We start from the raw sequence: 15,849 nt of genomic DNA on the forward strand, positions 1-15,849 counted from the left end.
CAACATCGGCGATATTCCCCCGCACATTCCATGACCCTGACAGAATCCGGCCCCGTCGTCATCGACACCAACATCGCGCTCGACCTGCTGGTCTTCGAAGATCCCGCCTGGGGACCGCTGACCGTGCGGCTTGCCGCAGGCGAACTGCACTGGCTGGCCTCGGCCGCCATGCGCACCGAGCTCGAACGCGTGCTGGGCTACCCGCTGATCGCCCGGCGCATGGCGCAGCGCGGGCTGGAAGCGCCGGCGGTGCTGGCCGATTTCGATGCGCGGGTGCGGATGGTGGAAGGCACTCCGCCGCGCGCGCCCTGCGTGTGCAGCGACCCCGACGACCAGGTGTTCATCGACCTGGCCGTGGCGCACGGCGCACTGCTGCTGAGCAAGGACCGGGCGGTGCTGTCGATGAAGAAGCGGCTGGCACTGCGCGGTGTGGCGGTGCAGGCGGCGTTCGCACCTTAGTTCGGGAGCGCGGGCGGCGCCAGGTGCCACTGCCCCAGCAACCGCGCCACCGCCCGCACCCGCTGCGTATCCCGTCCCCATCGCCGGCTCGCCGGCAGCTTCTGCGCCCACTTCATGCGCCGGGCTGCATTCGCGATGCGCTCGCGCACCTCTTCGTTCACGCCGGCCAGCGCCGCATGCCAGTGCTGCCCCGCGGCCTGCGGCGCAGCGGCTTCCAGCATCATGGCCGTGGAGTGCAGGTAGCTCAGCCAGTCGCGCGCCTGGCATTCGGCCAGCGTCATGACCTCGGCCGGGTCGTCCTCGAAGTCGATGTAGCCGATCACGCCGTCGGGGCACTGCACGAGGTTGCGGTCGAAGGCCTGGCTCAGGTGCTGGCCGCACATGTGCACGGCGGCAATCGCGGCAAGGCCTTCGCGCCACACGGCCAGCAGCGCGGCTGGGCCGGCGGCGGCGGCCTGGTCGAGCCGCTCCTGCAGCACGACCGTCGCGCGGCCGCTTTCGCCCAGGTCCGAGATCAGCAGGCCGTCCGGCTGCTGCGCCAGCACCACCGGCACGCGCAGGCCCGCGGCCGCGAGCTGCTTGAGCCGCCGAGCCTCGGTCGCGATGGCCGCCTCGCCGCCCGGGTTGGGCACCGGCTTGATGATGTCCAGCCCCGCCATGCGCGCGACCGCCGCCATCACGCGATAGCCCCATTTGCCGTGCCGGGGCCCGGCCTTCTTGAGCCACACGCGTTCGCTGCCGAAGCGGTGGCTCGCCACGTTCTTCTCCTGCCGCGGCAGGGTGGTGCGCAGGAACTCCGCGTAGTCGCCGGGTGCCGGCGGGTTCGGCAGGAGCGCGTCGAGGGGCGCGGGCGCCGAAGCTGCGCCCTTGCGCGATTGCAGGCGCCCATTGGCGCCTCGTCTCAAAGGATTCATGCGGCCAGTGCGAAGCCCGCCACCAGCCCGTGCGGGGCCTGCGTCACGGGTTGGAAGCTCTCTGCGCTGGCCAGCGGCCAGTAGGTTCGGAAAACATTGTGCTGCTCGTCGAGCGGGCCGAGCAGGGCGCCCGGCTGCACCTGCATCACCAGGTTGCTCAACAGGCGCACCTCGGTGTCGGAGATGCGGCGCACGATGTGGTGCGCGGTGATCTGCTGTGGATGGTCGAGGCCCGCAGCCTGCACCAGCTCCTGCAGCGCATGCAGCGTGCTGCGGTGGAAGTTGCGCACCCGGTCGGCCTTGGTCGGCACCACCAGCGCCTGCTGGCGCAACGGGTCCTGCGTGGTCACGCCCGTGGGGCAATGGCCTGTGTGGCAGCTCTGTGCCTGGATGCAGCCCAGCGCCATCATGAAGCCGCGCGCCGCGTTGCACCAGTCGGCGCCCAGCGCCATCATGCGGGCCACGTCGAAGGCGGTGATCACCTTGGCGGCGCAGCCGATCTTGATGCGGTGGCGCAGGTTCACGCCGATCAGCGTGTTGTGCACCAGCAGCAGGCCTTCCTGCAGCGGCGCGCCCACGTGGTCGCTGAATTCGACCGGTGCCGCCCCGGTGCCGCCCTCTGCGCCGTCGACCACGATGAAGTCGGGCGTGATGCCGGTGGCCTGCATCGCCTTGACGATGCCGAACCATTCCCAAGGGTGGCCCAGGCAGAACTTGAAGCCGGTCGGCTTGCCGCCCGACAGCTCGCGCAGCCGGGCGATGAAATGCATCATCTCGGTCGGCGTGGAGAACGCGCTGTGCGAAGAAGGCGAGATGCAATCCACGCCCACCGGCACGCCCCGCGCCGCCGCAATCTCGGGTGTGACCTTGGGGGCGGGCAGCACGCCGCCGTGCCCGGGCTTGGCGCCCTGGCTCAGCTTGATCTCGATCATCTTCACCTGCGGGTCGCGCGCGTTGGCGGTGAAGCGTTCCTCGTTGAAGCTGCCGTCGTCGTTGCGGCAGCCGAAGTAGCCCGAGCCGATTTCCCAGATCAGGTCGCCGCCATGCACGCGGTGGTGCTGCGAGATCGAGCCCTCGCCGGTGTCGTGCGCAAAGCCGCCCATCTGCGCGCCCTTGTTGAGCGCGAGGATCGCATTGGCCGACAGCGCGCCGAAGCTCATGGCGGAGATGTTGAACACACTGGCGCTATAGGGCTGTGTACAGAGCTGCTCCGGATTGGCGCCGACCGGCTGCGGCGTGCCGCCGATCACGATGCGGAAGTCGTGGTTCGCGAGCTTCGTGGGCTGCATCGAATGGTTGATCCACTCATAGCCCGCGATGGTCACGTTCAGCTGGGTGCCGAAGGGCCGGTTGTCCGGGTCGCCCTTGGCGCGCTGGTACACCAGCGAGCGCTGGGCGCGCGAGAACGGCGCGGCTTCGGAGTCGCTCTCGATGAAGTACTGCCGCATCTCGGGGCGGATGAATTCCAGCAGAAAGCGCAGGTGGCCGATGACCGGGTAGTTGCGCAGGATCGCGTGGCGCGCCTGCCGCAGGTCGTGCACGCCGGTACCCGTGAGCACCGCGAACACGGCCACACCGGTCCAGGCCAGCCACAGGTGCGGCGACACCAGCACGAACGCCAGGCAGGCCGCCAGACCGGCCACGCACAGGGCGAAGGCGCTGTAGCGCGCCGGAAACGGAATAATCGTGGGCATAGAAGTAGTCTCGACCGGAGCCTGCTGCATCATAGAGGGCTGCCCCGAACTTGCCATGACGACCATTCCCGACTCCATTTCGCCTTCCGAGGCCCCCGCCGCAGCCCGTACACCCCTCGGCCCCGACGATTTCGACGCTCTCGACCAGGCGCTCGACGCCATGCGCGAGCACGACGAGGAAATCCCCCAGTGGGAGTTCTGCGAAGGCTTCATGGCCGCGCTGATCTGCACCCGCCGGCCCATCATGCCCTCCGAATACTGGCCCGTGCTGCTGGGCGACAGCTTCTCCTCGGCGCAGCACATGGAGTTCGTCTGGAACTGGAAGCGCCGCTGGATCGAGATCGAGGAGGGCCTCGACGCCCCGGTCGAAACCCTCGACGACGAACGCAGCTGGCAGCCCGAGGTGCTCGACACCCGCGGCGCCATTGCCTCGCTGCCCGAGGAAGAACGCGCCGAAGTCGCCGGAGAAGCCATTCCGTCCTTCGCGCAGGTCTGGGCGCTGGGCTTCATGTACGCGGTCGAGAACTGGCCCGAAGACTGGGCCACGCCGCGCGACAAGGACGCCGCGCGCATGCTCGACGACGCGCTCGACAACATCGTCGCCCTGACCGAGGACGACACCGCCAAGCCCACGTTGTCGATGTACAGCGACGACGCCCCGCCCAGCGTGAGCCAGCAGCGGCTCGACGATTTCGGCGCCGCCATCTGGGCCGTGTACGACCTGCGCCAGCTCTGGAAGAGCCTGGGCCCGAAAGCCGAGACCATCCGCAAGGAAGCCACGCCCGGGCGCAACGATCCGTGTCCTTGCGGCAGCGGCAAGAAATACAAGAAATGCCACGGTGAATGACCTGGGGCTTTTGACGGGGCGTGTTCCTCGGGGCGCGATCGTTCAGAGCACCCGGTGCCCTGCGCACGCGCGCTGAACAAGAACTCCCGGAACACAAACAGAGCAGCCCGGGAGCCCGGGAGCGGGCCCCGTTCAGATCTTGAAGGCGCGCTGGATGTCCGGCCGCACGAGGTCGGCGTACTCGCGGTGCTTGCGGATGTAGCCCGCGATGAACTGGCACACCGGGATCACATGCAGCCCCTTCTCGCGCGCCTCGTCGAGCACGTGCCTCGCGATGCCCGAGCCCACGCCCTTGCCTTCGTGCTCCGGCAGCACCTCGGTGTGCGTGAACATGATCGCGTCGGTCAGCAGGTTGTATTCGGCGTAGGCGGCGAGCTTGCCGTCGAGCACGGCCTCGTAGCGGTGCTGCGCTTCGTTGTTGGAAAAGGCGATGGCGGTGTTGTTGCTCATGGCTGGCGTGCAAGAAAAGTGGCGAGATTGGCCGCGGCGGTGGCGCGCACCTTGTTGCGCAGCATGGGCGTCCAGCCCAGCAGCAGGCCCGGCGTGCCGAGCGCCTGGCGCGACCAGGTCCAGAACGGGAAGCTGTCGCGGTGCGTCGCGATCAGCCCCTCGGGCGTGAAGGTGAAGTGCGCGTCGATGCTGTTGTCGACGAGGCGGCCGGTGGCGCCGAAGCGGTAGTGCGCATCCCAGTGGGCGCTGCCGCTGGTGTCGTCGGCCTTCACGTCGCGCCAGCTCAGGCGCCACACGTCGGCGCCCTTGGCCTTCGTGGCCGAGGTCAGCATGCGCCACATGCCGCCCACCTCGCGCTGCCCGCGCAGCGAGAAGGCCTCGTCGTCGAACACCGCATCGCTTGCGTAGCAGGCCTTCATGGCGGCGCCGTCGAGCTTCGCGAAGGCGCTGTAGAAGCGCTCGATGGTCTGGGCGTTGGTGGCTGCTGTCATGAGTCCTCTCGGGTTTGTGAAAAATCGGGTCAGCGGCCGAGCAACTCGACCAGCGTCTGCAGTGCGTACCGCACCGTGGCCGCGCGCACCGTGGCGCGGTCGCCGTCGAAGCGGCGGCGCTCGGTGCGCACGTCGCCATCGACCGACCAGCCGAACCACACCGTGCCCACCGGCTTGTCGGGCGTGCCGCCGGTCGGCCCTGCCACACCGGTCACGGCCAGCGCCACGCGCGACGGCGGCGAATGCGCGATCGCGCCCGCGGCCATCGCGCGCGCCACCGGCTCGCTGACCGCGCCGTGCGCCGCGATCACCGCCGCGTCCACGCCCAGCAGCTCGGTCTTGGCCTCGTTCGAATAGGTGATGAAGCCGCGCTCGAACCACGCGCTGGAACCGGCCAGCTCGGTGCAGGCCGCGCCGATCAGCCCGCCCGTGCAGCTTTCGGCGGTGGCCAGCATCCAGCCTTTTTTCTGCAGCAGGCCGGCCAGCGCCACGACCAGCGCGGGCGTGTCGTGGTCCGCGAGCGTCGGCAACGTCGAAGAAGAAGAGGAAGAGTCCATCGGGTTCACCATGCGCGCCAGAGTGCAATGACCAGCAGCGTGCAGAACGCCGCTACCAGGTCGTCGAGGATGATGCCGAAGCCCGCGTGCCACCAGCGCACCTGCGCCGCGTCGCGCTGCTTGAACAGCGCATCGGCCCAGGCCACCGGGCCGGGCTTGGCGGCATCGAAATAACGGAACAGCGCGAAGGCGACGGCCTGCGCGAGGAGGCCGGCCGGCGTCACCAGCCAGAGCACGATCCAGAAGGCGATCACCTCGTCCCACACCACGGCGCCGGGGTCGGCCACGTTCATGTCGCGCGCAGTCACGGTGCAGGCCCACCAGCCGATGGGCAGCGAGGCCGCGATGATCCAGCCGATGGTGGCCGGCGTGAACCACAGCTGCATCACCGAGAACGCCGCCCAGGCCCACAGAGTGCCCACGGTGCCCGGCGCGATGCGCGGCAGGCCCGAGCCGAAGCCCAGCGCGATGAAGTGCGCGGGATGCGAGAGCAGAAAGCGCAGCGTGGCGCGGCGCATCGAGGGTTGGGGCATGGCGCCGGAGGTGGTGGTCGTGGAGGAAGAAGAAGCGGCTTGCATCGGGGCAGGAGTGTCGCGCATCCGGGCCGGCACGGTTCGGCGCAGTTTTTATTTATCAAAGCAATAGCTTGTTTAATTGACCGTGCGCGCCTAGCATCCAGGCTTCTTTCCGACTTCGTTGCTTGCCATGTCCTCCTCCTCCTCCTCCTCCGCACTGCGCTCCCCACCTCCCATCGCCGCATGGAGCGAGCTGTTCAGTGGCCGCAACGGCTGGCGCGCGCTCGCGCTGACCGGCGGCGTCGCGCTGCACGCCGTCAACGTGCACATCGTGACCACGGTGCTGCCGTCGGTGGTGCGCGAGATCGGCGGGCTCGACTGGTATGCCTGGAGCACGACGCTCTTCGTGGTCGGCTCGATCCTCGGCGCCACGCTGTCGGTGCGGCTGCTCGCGGTGCTGGGCCCGCGCGGAGCGTGCCTGGCGGCGCTGGCGGTGTTCGGCGCCGGTTCGGCAGGCTGCGCGCTCGCGCCGGCCATGCCGTGGATGCTCGCGGGGCGCGCGGTGCAGGGGTTGGGCGGCGGGTTGCTCGCGGCGCTGAGCTACGGGCTGATCCAGCTGGTGTTCGAGCAGCGGCTGTGGCCGCGCGCGGTGGCGCTGGTGTCGGGCATGTGGGGCGTCGCCACGCTGTGCGGGCCGGCCGTGGGCGGGCTGTTCGCGCAGGCCGGGCATTGGCGCTGGGCCTTCTGGTTCCTGCTGCCGGTGGCGGCGGCGCAGGCATTGCTGGTGCTCGTGCAATTGCGGCCCGAGATGGGTGTGAAGTACGCGCGGCCCGCCACGCCGCCGCGTGTGCCGATGCTGCAGATCGGCCTGCTCGCGGCTTCGGTGCTGGTGATCGCAGCCAGTGGTTTGTGGGTCGACCTGCTCCGGCAGGCCGCCGGCCTGGCACTGGGCCTGGCCATCGGCTTCGCGGCCACCCGCATCGACAGCCGCGCCGCCGTGCGCGTGCTGCCGCGCGGCGCGTATGCGATGAGCGCGCCGCTGGGCGCCATCTACGCGAGCGTGGCGCTGCTGCTGATCGGCACGGAAACCGAGATCTTCGTGCCGTACTTCCTGCAGCTGCTGCACGGCCATTCGCCGCTCATGGCGGGTTACCTCGCGGCCGCGATGGCGGGCGGCTGGAGCGCGGGTTCGCTGCTGTCCTCGGGCCGCAGTGGCACGGGAGCCGACCGCATGCTGCGCGCCGGCCCGGTGATCTGCACGCTGGGGCTGTTGGCACTCGCGTGGCTGCTGCCGTCGCAGGAATTCTTCGGTGCCGGTTTCGAGACCCTGCTGATCGCCGTCGCGCTGGCGGCCGTGGGGCTCGGCGTGGGCATCGGCTGGCCGCACCTGATCACGCGTGTGATGTCGCTGGCGCCCAAAGGTGACGAAGGCCTGGCCTCCGCTTCGATCACCACCGTGCAGCTCTACGGCATGGCCGTGGGCGCGGCCGTGGCCGGACTGGTGGCGAATGCGGCGGGGCTGGCCGTGCCGGGCGGTGTCGAAGGCGCGCAATCGGCCGCCCTCTGGCTGTTCGCGGGTTTCGCGCTTGCGCCGGCCGCCGCGGTGTGGCTCGCATACCGCGCCGTCGCGAAGCGCTCCCTATAATTTTTGCCACCACAACACACGGGAGGGCCTCTGCCCATGAGAACTTTCATTCAACGTCTCGGGGCCCTGTCGCTCCTCATGGCCTTCGGCCTTGCACTGGTCGCCTGCGGCAACAAGGAAGCCGAGCAGCGCAAGGCCTTCACGGCCTTCCTGCAGACCCGCGTGCTCGACAAGCCCGGCCTGCGCGTGCCAATGCCCACGGAAGAAGAGAAAGCCTCCTTCGGCGACTACGCGAAGCACTACGCGGTGATCACCGATTTCAACGAAGGCATGAACAAGTCGGTGAGCCAGCCCATGACGCAGATCATGGCCAAGGGCGCGTTGCGTTCCATCGCCGACCTGGCCTCGCGCCGCGACGACCTCAAGGCCGCGAAGGACGGCCTCAACGGCCTGCGCAGCGCGCTCGACCAGCAGACCGCCAAGGCCGATGCCGCGCACGCGCAGCTCAAGCAGCCCGACGACCTGAAGCCGGTCTACGACAAGGCCTTCGACAAGACCGTGACCACGCCGGCCGGCACCTTCAAGGAAGTGTTCCCCGCGCTCGACACGGTGTTCGACAGCGCGCTGGCCATTGGCGACTTCCTCGAGAAGAACAAGTCGAAGATCCAGGTTTCGGGCACCACGGTCACCGTGGCCGACCCGGCCGTGCAGGCCGAGCTCAACAAGATGCTTCAGCAGCTGAACGGGCAATCGGCTGCGATCAATGCGGCACAGCGAAAAATGCAGGCGATGGTGCAAGGCTCCTGAGCCGCGCGCGGCTCAGGCCTTCAGACGAAGTGGTCGAAGGAGCCGAAGCGCTGTGACACCGGCGCGCCGGCTGCATCGACGATGCGCAGGCCGGCATCGGCCTCGATGCGGCCGATGCGCGTGACGCAGGTGGCGCTGTCTTCTCCGGCTTGCTCTACTGCGGCGCGCGCCGACGGCGCAGCGGTGAAGACCAGTTCGTAGTCGTCGCCGCCCGAGAGCGCGCAGGTGCGCAGGATCTCGGTGCTCAGGCTGGGGACTTCGGCAGCGATCAAGGCCGTCGCCGCATCGGCATCGAGCGTGGCACCCACACCGCTCGAAGCGAGGATGTGGCCCAGGTCGCCGATCAACCCGTCGCTCACGTCCACCGCCGACGAGGCGATGCCGCGCAGCGCCAGCCCGAGCGCCACGCGCGGCGTGGGCTGCTCCATGCGCGCGCGGGCCGACTCGAAGGCTTCGGCCGGCAGCGCGACCGTGCCGCGAAAGGCTTCGAGCGCCAGCCGCGCGTCGCCCAGCGTGCCGCTCACCCAGATGTCGTCGCTCGCACGCGCGCCCGAACGCAGCAGCGCCGCGCCGGCCGGCACCTCGCCGAACACCGTGATGCAGATGTTGAGCGGCCCGCGCGTGGTGTCGCCGCCCACCAGCTCGCAGCCGTGCGCGTCGGCCAGCGAGAACAGGCCGCGCGAGAAGCCTTCGAGCCAGGGCTCGTCGACACCCGGCAGTGCCAGCGCGAGCGTGAAGGCCAGCGGCTTCGCGCCGCAGGCCGCAAGGTCGCTGAGGTTCACCGCCAGCGCCTTGTGGCCCAGCCGCGCCGGATCGACGGTCGAGAGAAAGTGCCGGCCCTCGACCAGCATGTCGCAGGACACCGCGAGCTGCATGCCCGGTGCCGGCGCGAGCAATGCGCAGTCGTCGCCCACGCCGAGCGGGGAGCGCGTGGCGGGGCGCTTGAAGTAGCGTGTGATCAGGTCGAATTCACCCATGCAGCGAGCATAAGCGGTGGCCGTGGCGCCGGCCTGCAGGCACGGCGGCGGCGTTCGGGTAGATTCGCCGTGGCGCCCGCCTTTCACTGCCGAAATCTTCTTGAAATAGAAAGTTCTCGACCATGGCTGAAACCGTTTCCGTGTCACCCGCCACCATGTCCACGACCGAGCGCGTCGGCGAGGCGATGCGCAGGGCCCTGCCCCTGCTGCCCGGCGAGGCGCGCCAGACCGTCGAGGCCATGCTGGAGCCGGCCGCGCTGGCCATCGTGGCCGCCACGCTGGTCGTGTGGGCCGGCTCGCACTTCTTCGGTGTCGGCGAAGTGGTCGACGTGATCCTGCTCGTGGTGGGGTTCGCCGCGCTCGGTACGGCGGTGTTTTCGGGCGCCAGCGAGCTTTACGACTTCGCGCAGAAGTCGGTCAACGCCGGCTCCGACGCCGATCTCGACGAGGCTGCGAAGCACTTCGCCAAGGCGGTGATGCTGCTCGGCATCTCCACGATCCAGGCCCTGCTGCTGCGCGGCGCGGTCAAGCCGGTGGTGGCCCGCGGCATGCCCAGGATCGAGCCGCTGCCCGATGTCGGCCTGCCGCCGCCGCCCGGCGGCCCCCGCCTGCAGCTGAGCCGCCCGCGCTCGATGGCGGGCGGCGCGCTCGGTGGCACCGACATGTACGGCGCCGTCACCGTCGCGCGCAACCAGAGCCTGACAGAGCAGCGCATCACGCTGTTCCATGAACTCGTGCATCGCTACTTCGCGCCGCGCACAGGTCCGCTGCGGCAATTGCGCGCGCAGCTGCGATGGAATGCCTATTCCAAGTCGGCGCTGCTGCGCTACCTCGAAGAGGCGATGGCCGAGGGCTACGGCCAGCTGCGCGTGCACGGGCTGGCGCAGGCGCTCGGGGCCTATCGCTTTCCGGTCCAGTTCGGCTATGTGACCGTCTCGCAGATGCAGGTCGAAGGCATGGCGATCGGCACCATCATCCTGGGCGGCACCAGCTTCTGGGTCAGCGTGAGCGACGGGCCGATCCCGCCGAACGCTGCGCTGCCACCGCTGCCACCGGGGTCGCGATGATCGACGAGAAAGAGGCCGTCGCTCTGGCGCGCGCCGCTGCCACTGCGGCTGGCTGGGCCTTCGTCGAGCCGGTGCAGGCGCGGCTGCGCAAGCCCTGGTTCGGCAAGGGCGCGGGGCGTTGGGAGATCAACAGCAACGCGATGGCGTTCGGTGCGCGCGCGCGCTTCGTGATCGACGCGGTTGACGGCCGCATCCTCGACAAGGGCTACATCCCGCGCTGAAGGCCGCGCGGCCGCCGCTCCAGGTGCAGCGGGCCCGCGCTCAGGCCGCCGCGCCCCTGAACCGCAGCGCCGCCTGCCGCACCACCTCCGCCAGCAGCCGCTCCTTGCCCTGCTTCTCGCGCAGCCACCGCGCATCGTTGCGGTTGGCCTCCACGCTGGTGCGCAGCTCGCCCAGCGCCTGCGTGGCGTTGAGCGCCTCGCTGTGCCATTCGAGCTGCGTCATCGTCATCAGGATGTGGTCGCGCAGCGGCATGTGCTGGCCGGTGGCCGGGTCGACGTACACCGCGTCGAGGCCGAAGCGGCAGGCCTGGAAGCGGTTGTAGGTGTAGACGAGGTAGTCGTCCTCGGTCGGCGCGAAGGGCTGCTCCTGCAGGAACCATGCGGCCAGCGACTGCACGTAGCCCGCGAGCGCGGCGGCGCGCTCGATGGTGAGCGGCGTGTCGAACACGCGGATCTCGATGGTGCCGAACTCGGGCTTGGGGCGGATGTCCCAGTAGAAGTCCTTCATGCTGCGCACGACGCCGGTGCGGGTCATGCGCTCGAAGTAGGCCTCGAACTCCTTCCAACTCGTGGTGAAAGGCGCGCGGCCCGACAGCGGGAACGCGAACACCGAGTTCAGCCGCGCCGAGTCGAACTGCGTGTCCTGCCCCTGCACGAACGGCGAAGACGCCGACAGCGCGATGAAGTGCGGGATGTAGCGCGACATGCGGTGCAGCATCAACAACGCCGCGTCGGCGTCGGGGCAGCCGATGTGCACGTGCTGGCCGAAGATGGTGAACTGCTTGCTCAGGTAGCCGTACAGCTCCGACAGTTCGCGAAAGCGCGGCTTGTCGTAGATGCGCCGCTCGTGCCACTGCTGGAAGGCATGCGTGCCGCCGCCGACCACCGCGATGTTGAGCTTGTCGGCGTTCTTGATGAGCGCCTCGCGGATCGGCGAGAGCTGCGTGATCACGTCCTGCGCCGAGTGGCAGATGTCGGTCGAGATCTCGATCATGCTCGAGGTCATCTCGGGCACCACGCTGCCGGGCAGCGGGGTCTGCGCCATCAGCCGCAGCATGTCTTCGGCGTACGGGGCAAGGTCGTAGTCGTGCGTGTTCACGAGCTGCAGTTCCAGCTCCACGCCGAGCGACAGCGCCTCCGACTTGTTGAAGGGTTCGAGCTTGACCGCGCGGCTTTCGGGGTCCGATGGCAGCGGCGCCGAACGGACGTCGTCGCTGTCCGGGTCGACAGGGGTGTTGCTGGCTGCGGCGCTCATCGCTGGGTGTCCTCCGTGATGCTGAAGGCCTGGGGCGCCCAGGGCACCGAACTCTCGCCCACCGCGTGGATGGCCACCGTGGCGAGCACCGCGCCCACCACCTCCATCAACAGGATCGAGGGCAGGGCCACCTGCGTGATCATCGTGCCCAGCAGGGGCGAGGCGGTGGCGAAGTTGGAGGCGATGAGCAGCGCGATCGACGACAGCGGCGACATCGCGCAGCCGACCCAGAAGGCCTGCTTCCAGCTCGCGCCGCTGCCCGGGTTGGCAATGGCCACGCCCGAGATCTTGGCCAGCAGGCGCACGCCGATCACGGCCACCACCACGCTGGCCACCGGCAACGTCCAGTCGGCCTGGGCCGCCACGATCGACACCAGCACGAACATCAGCATGGTGAGCAGCGAGGCGGCCGTGCCCAGCTGCCGCTGCCAGGCCCACGGCTTGGGGTTGAGCGTCTTCAGCAGCACGCCGCCGATCAGGGCCGCCAGCGGCGCCGAGCCGCCGATGTGCGCGGTGAGCGCGGCGCCCGCCGCGATGATCGCCAGCAGCAGGATCGACGTGTTCTCGCTCGATGGGCTCATCACCCGCAGCGCCGAGCGCAGCGCCAGCGCCATGACCCCGCCGACCACGAACGAGAGGCCCAGCACCACCGCCACCGGATAGAGCTTCTGCAGCATCGTCTGCGGCGCGCGTTCGATCAGCCCGGCCTGCGCGTAGCCCAGCGCCAGCGCATAGAAGGTGTTGAGCGTGGCCAGCGTCATCGCGCGCTCGGTCACGGGGCCGGCGGCGCGGGTGTCGATGATCACGCGGCTGAGCACCGCGGGCGAGGCGACGATGGCCATCAGCGCGATCGGGTTGGCCACCGGCTCTGGCAGGCCCAGCAGCGTCAGCACCCAGTACACGCCGAAGTAGGTCAGCGTGGCTTCGAGCAGGCTCTGCACCAGCACCATCGGGTTGTGGCGGAACCAGCGCAGCGGCAGCCGCCCGCCGGCCTCGAACAGCACCACGGCCACGCCGAGTTCGAGCAGGAAGAGGCTGATGCCGCGCAGCGGCCAGATCGCGCCTTCGAAGCCGGCGAAGCCCACCACCGCGCCGACCAGCGAGTAGCCGATCACCTTGGGCAGCCCCAGGTAGCGTTGCACGAGGTGGCCGGAAGCCGCCGCCACCGCCAGCAGCAGCGACCATAGAACGGTTGGCAGGCCCGCCGAGGGGCGCACCCATTCGGACCAGAAGCCCAGCAGATCGTTGAGGAAGCTAGTCAAATTCATCCAGAAGAAGGAAAAAGCCCTGCGGCGCCGAGGAAGGCGCCGATGCGGGGTTGTAACGCATGGTCGAGTCCATGGGGTGCAGGACAAAGGCGTTTTCTGTCCATCCGGCGATTTGATCGCCGGAGAACGCCGCGGCGCAAGAGGTTACCTAGTGCAGCACGCGCGATACGGGGGCGCCGCCGATGTCGGCTTCGAGCACGAACATCGGAATGGGCACGTCGAAACGCTCGCCTTCCTCGGTCACCACGAAGTAGCTGCCGTGCATCGTGCCGCTCGGCGCCTGCAGGCGGCAGCCGCTCGTGTAGCGGAAGGATTCGCCGGGCGCAAGCAGCGGCTGCTGCCCGATCACGCCCAGGCCCTTGACCTCCTGCGCATGGCCAGAGGCATCGTTGATCAGCCAGTGGCGGGCGATCAGCTGGGCGGCCACCGAGCCCGTGTTGGTGACGGTGACCGTATAGGAAAAGGTGTAGATGTTGTCCTTGGCGGACGACTGGTCGGCCAGGAAGCGCGGTTCGACCTGTACGCTGAAGGGGCTGTGCGGCATGGGCGCATGGTAACGGAGGCCGTTGGTCGGACTTGCGGCGGCTGCGAGAATCAAGGGTTATGAGCACCCCGTTCCGCATCGCGCCCTCCATCCTGTCCGCCGATTTCGCGCACCTCGGCAAAGAACTCACCGACGTGATCGCGGCCGGCGCCGACTGGATCCACTTCGACGTGATGGACAACCACTACGTGCCGAACCTGACCTTCGGCCCGATGGTCTGCCAGGCGCTCAAGCCCTACGCCAAGACCGCTGCCGGCGCACCGGTGCCCATCGACGTGCACCTGATGATCCAGCCGGTTGACGCACTGGCGGCCTCTTTCGCGCAAGCGGGCGCCGACTACATCAGCTTCCACCCCGACGCCTCGCCCCACACGCACCGCAGCATCCAGGCCATCAAGGCGGCCGGCTGCAAGGCCGGGCTGGTGTTCAACCCGGGGCTGGGGCTCGAGGCGCTCGACTGGGCCATCGACGACATCGACCTGATCCTGATCATGAGCGTGAACCCCGGCTTCGGCGGCCAGAGCTTCATCGACTCGGCGCTGCGCAAGATCGAACTCGCGCGCAAGCGCATCGAGCAGAGCGGGCGCGACATCCGCCTCGAGGTGGACGGCGGCATCAAGGCCGACAACATCGCGCGCGTGGCCTCGGCCGGCGCCGACACCTTCGTGGCCGGCAGCGCGATCTTCAACGCCAAGGACTACGGCGCCGTCATCGCCGACATGCGCAGGCAGCTGGCCGGCGTCGTCAGCGCCTGACCTTTCCGCCGCCTTCGACGCTGTCCGCCTCCAGCGCGCGGTCGGTGTCGACCAGTCCGCGCTCGACGTCTTCTTGGGCCTGGCGGCCCACCCTGGGTGGCTGGCCGTCCTGTGTCTGCTGGCTGTCGGACGACTGGTCGCGCTCGTGCGGCAGGCGCGGCGCCGATTCGCCGCCTTGCTCCACCTTGGTCTTGCCGCCGCCGGCGTCCTTCAGGGGATCGGCCGGCGTCGTCTTGCTCTTGCTGCTCTTGCTGGGGGTCATGCGTGGCTCCTTCGATGAGGAACGAGCCTGCGCCGCCGCCGCCGCCGGGGCGGTAGGAAATACGAGGCAGCCCCTGTAGGTGTCCGCTCGGCGCTATGAAATGGGTAGCGCCTTTGCGCGCATGGAAGGGCCTCCGCAATAATCCCCCGATGTCCTCCGATCCTTTTGCCGGCGTGGCCACCGACAGCTTGCGCATCCACGCCTTCGCCTCGTTGAACCCCGGTCCCCGGCTGCTCGTGATGGGTGGCGTGCACGGCGACGAAATCTCCGGCACCCTGGGCATCGAGCGCATCCTGGCCGAGTTCGATGCCGGCACGCTGCAGCTGCGGCGCGGCGAACTGACGATGGTGCCCGTCGCCAATCCATTGGCCCGTCGCCGCATGCAGCGCGAGGGCGAGCGCAACCTCAACAGGCTGTTCCGCCCGACCGAGGCACCAGCCGACTACGAAGCCCGCGTCACCAATGTGCTGGCCCCGCTGATCGCGCGCCACGAGGTGCTGCTCGACCTGCATTCCTTCCAGAGCGAGGGCGAGGCCTTCGCGATGATCGGCCCGCGCGACAACAACGGCGCGCTGGAGCCCTTTGCACGCGCATACGAGGAAGGCCAGCTCGCGCTGCACATCGGCACGCCCATCGTGGTGGAAGGCTGGCTCGACATCTACGCCGCCGGCCTCGCGCAGCGCGCGGGCGGCGTGCCGGCCGACGAGGCCGCGCTCGACTTCGGCCGCGGCACCAACGAATACATCCGCAGCCGCGGCGGCTACGGCGTCACGCTCGAGTGCGGCCAGCACCTGGACCCGCAGGCGCCCGAAGTGGCATGGCGCGCCATCCGCCGCACGCTCGCGCTGCTGGGCATGGCGGCGCTGCCCGAAGGGCTGTCGGGCGGGCCCGCGCAGCCGCCGAAACTGCTGCGCCTGGCCAGCGTGACCGACCGCCTGCACGAGGAAGACAGCTTCGTGCGCGACTGGGCCACCTTCGACGAAGTGCTGCGCGGCGAGCCCATCGGCATGCGCCACGACGGCACGCTGGTGAGCGCGCCCGACGACGGCTTCATCGTGTTTCCCAACGCGGTGGCGCTGCCGGGCGCCGAGTGGTTCTACTTCGCGCGCCCGAGCGAGCGCCAGCTCGGACCCGTGGCCGGCGCGGCCTGACGGCGCCTGGGGCCGCGCTCCTACACCGCC

The 15,849-nt window shown here is 69.3% G+C and carries 19 protein-coding genes; 8 read left to right on the top strand and 11 right to left on the bottom strand.

The genetic code is table 11. The features are described from left to right. The first annotated feature begins 30 nt into the window (after nt 1-30). Nucleotides 31-459, top strand: a complete 429-nt coding sequence (locus tag PMI12_RS05270) for a PIN domain-containing protein (RefSeq protein WP_007829889.1) — start codon at nt 31-33, stop codon at nt 457-459. On the opposite strand, the gene PMI12_RS05275 is transcribed toward PMI12_RS05270, so the two are convergent. Together PMI12_RS05275 and PMI12_RS05280 are read right to left on the bottom strand one after the other, a co-directional pair. Next, a complete protein-coding gene (locus tag PMI12_RS05275) occupies nt 456-1,373 on the bottom strand; it encodes a hypothetical protein (protein WP_007829891.1) in 918 nt (305 codons plus the stop codon). The two genes, PMI12_RS05270 and PMI12_RS05275, sit on opposite strands and share 4 nt — an antisense overlap. Further along, nucleotides 1,370-3,067 (bottom strand): FMN-binding glutamate synthase family protein, encoded by a 1,698-nt coding sequence (locus PMI12_RS05280; RefSeq protein WP_007829896.1) that lies wholly within the window; start codon nt 3,065-3,067, stop codon nt 1,370-1,372. The genes PMI12_RS05275 and PMI12_RS05280 overlap by 4 nt, the downstream gene beginning before the upstream one ends. Before the next feature lie 55 nt (nt 3,068-3,122). Between PMI12_RS05280 and PMI12_RS05285 the strand changes: the two genes are divergently transcribed. Further along, complete coding sequence (locus PMI12_RS05285; protein ID WP_007829898.1) at nt 3,123-3,914, top strand: UPF0149 family protein; 792 nt, start codon at nt 3,123-3,125, stop codon at nt 3,912-3,914. Nucleotides 3,915-4,046: 132 nt separating this feature from the next. On the opposite strand, the gene PMI12_RS05290 is transcribed toward PMI12_RS05285, so the two are convergent. Genes PMI12_RS05290 through PMI12_RS05305 form a run of 4 tightly spaced genes read right to left on the bottom strand, consistent with a single transcriptional unit; the run spans nt 4,047 to nt 5,945 of the window. Beyond that, nucleotides 4,047-4,364 (bottom strand): GNAT family N-acetyltransferase, encoded by a 318-nt coding sequence (locus PMI12_RS05290; protein ID WP_007829899.1) that lies wholly within the window; start codon nt 4,362-4,364, stop codon nt 4,047-4,049. After that, complete coding sequence (locus tag PMI12_RS05295; RefSeq protein WP_007829901.1) at nt 4,361-4,855, bottom strand: nuclear transport factor 2 family protein; 495 nt, start codon at nt 4,853-4,855, stop codon at nt 4,361-4,363. Before PMI12_RS05295 ends, PMI12_RS05290 begins: the two co-directional genes overlap by 4 nt. Nucleotides 4,856-4,884: 29 nt before the next feature. Continuing rightward, nucleotides 4,885-5,412: a CinA family protein gene (locus PMI12_RS05300; RefSeq protein ID WP_237726046.1), complete on the bottom strand. Its 528-nt coding sequence runs from the start codon at nt 5,410-5,412 to the stop codon at nt 4,885-4,887. A gap of 5 nt (nt 5,413-5,417) precedes the next feature. Next, nucleotides 5,418-5,945 carry a phosphatidylglycerophosphatase A family protein gene (locus PMI12_RS05305; RefSeq protein WP_007829904.1) on the bottom strand — a complete coding sequence of 176 codons (528 nt, stop codon included), beginning with the start codon at nt 5,943-5,945 and terminating at the stop codon, nt 5,418-5,420. A 172-nt stretch (nt 5,946-6,117) separates the two neighbouring features. Here PMI12_RS05305 and PMI12_RS05310 point away from each other — a divergent pair, with 172 nt between their 5' ends. Beyond that, nucleotides 6,118-7,572 carry an MFS transporter gene (locus PMI12_RS05310; protein WP_007829906.1) on the top strand — a complete coding sequence of 485 codons (1,455 nt, stop codon included), beginning with the start codon at nt 6,118-6,120 and terminating at the stop codon, nt 7,570-7,572. A gap of 36 nt (nt 7,573-7,608) precedes the next feature. After that, on the top strand, nt 7,609-8,319 hold the full coding sequence (locus PMI12_RS05315; RefSeq protein ID WP_007829913.1) for a DUF3053 domain-containing protein: 711 nt from the start codon (nt 7,609-7,611) through the stop codon (nt 8,317-8,319). A 20-nt stretch (nt 8,320-8,339) separates the two neighbouring features. Here PMI12_RS05315 and thiL read toward each other — a convergent pair whose 3' ends face one another. Beyond that, the gene (thiL, locus tag PMI12_RS05320; protein ID WP_007829915.1) at nt 8,340-9,296 is read right to left on the bottom strand and encodes a thiamine-phosphate kinase; all 957 of its coding nucleotides are present in this window, start codon (nt 9,294-9,296) and stop codon (nt 8,340-8,342) included. Between the two features lie 122 nt (nt 9,297-9,418). Here thiL and PMI12_RS05325 point away from each other — a divergent pair, with 122 nt between their 5' ends. Both PMI12_RS05325 and PMI12_RS05330 read left to right on the top strand, forming a co-directional pair. Further along, nucleotides 9,419-10,363, top strand: coding sequence for a hypothetical protein (locus PMI12_RS05325; protein ID WP_007829917.1), 945 nt, complete (start codon nt 9,419-9,421; stop codon nt 10,361-10,363). Next, nucleotides 10,360-10,584, top strand: a complete 225-nt coding sequence (locus tag PMI12_RS05330) for a hypothetical protein (protein WP_007829918.1) — start codon at nt 10,360-10,362, stop codon at nt 10,582-10,584. The genes PMI12_RS05325 and PMI12_RS05330 overlap by 4 nt, the downstream gene beginning before the upstream one ends. A gap of 40 nt (nt 10,585-10,624) precedes the next feature. Here the strand turns inward: PMI12_RS05330 and PMI12_RS05335 are convergent, their stop codons facing one another. From PMI12_RS05335 to apaG, 3 genes are all read right to left on the bottom strand, one after another. Further along, nucleotides 10,625-11,839, bottom strand: coding sequence for a YbdK family carboxylate-amine ligase (locus tag PMI12_RS05335; protein ID WP_007829920.1), 1,215 nt, complete (start codon nt 11,837-11,839; stop codon nt 10,625-10,627). Then, a complete protein-coding gene (locus tag PMI12_RS05340) occupies nt 11,836-13,107 on the bottom strand; it encodes a cation:proton antiporter (RefSeq protein ID WP_007829922.1) in 1,272 nt (423 codons plus the stop codon). The genes PMI12_RS05335 and PMI12_RS05340 overlap by 4 nt, the downstream gene beginning before the upstream one ends. Before the next feature lie 148 nt (nt 13,108-13,255). Next, nucleotides 13,256-13,651 carry a Co2+/Mg2+ efflux protein ApaG gene (gene apaG / locus PMI12_RS05345; RefSeq protein ID WP_007829924.1) on the bottom strand — a complete coding sequence of 132 codons (396 nt, stop codon included), beginning with the start codon at nt 13,649-13,651 and terminating at the stop codon, nt 13,256-13,258. A gap of 59 nt (nt 13,652-13,710) precedes the next feature. Between apaG and rpe the strand changes: the two genes are divergently transcribed. Then, nucleotides 13,711-14,406: a ribulose-phosphate 3-epimerase gene (rpe, locus tag PMI12_RS05350; RefSeq protein WP_007829925.1), complete on the top strand. Its 696-nt coding sequence runs from the start codon at nt 13,711-13,713 to the stop codon at nt 14,404-14,406. Here rpe and PMI12_RS05355 read toward each other — a convergent pair. Then, a complete protein-coding gene (locus PMI12_RS05355) occupies nt 14,396-14,668 on the bottom strand; it encodes a hypothetical protein (protein WP_007829926.1) in 273 nt (90 codons plus the stop codon). The two genes, rpe and PMI12_RS05355, sit on opposite strands and share 11 nt — an antisense overlap. Nucleotides 14,669-14,817: 149 nt before the next feature. Here PMI12_RS05355 and PMI12_RS05360 point away from each other — a divergent pair, with 149 nt between their 5' ends. Then, complete coding sequence (locus PMI12_RS05360) at nt 14,818-15,819, top strand: succinylglutamate desuccinylase/aspartoacylase family protein (RefSeq protein WP_007829927.1); 1,002 nt, start codon at nt 14,818-14,820, stop codon at nt 15,817-15,819. Nucleotides 15,820-15,849 lie beyond the last annotated feature (30 nt).

Origin of the sequence: Variovorax sp. CF313 (assembly GCF_000282635.1) — a bacterium.
GTDB lineage: Bacteria > Pseudomonadota > Gammaproteobacteria > Burkholderiales > Burkholderiaceae_C > Variovorax.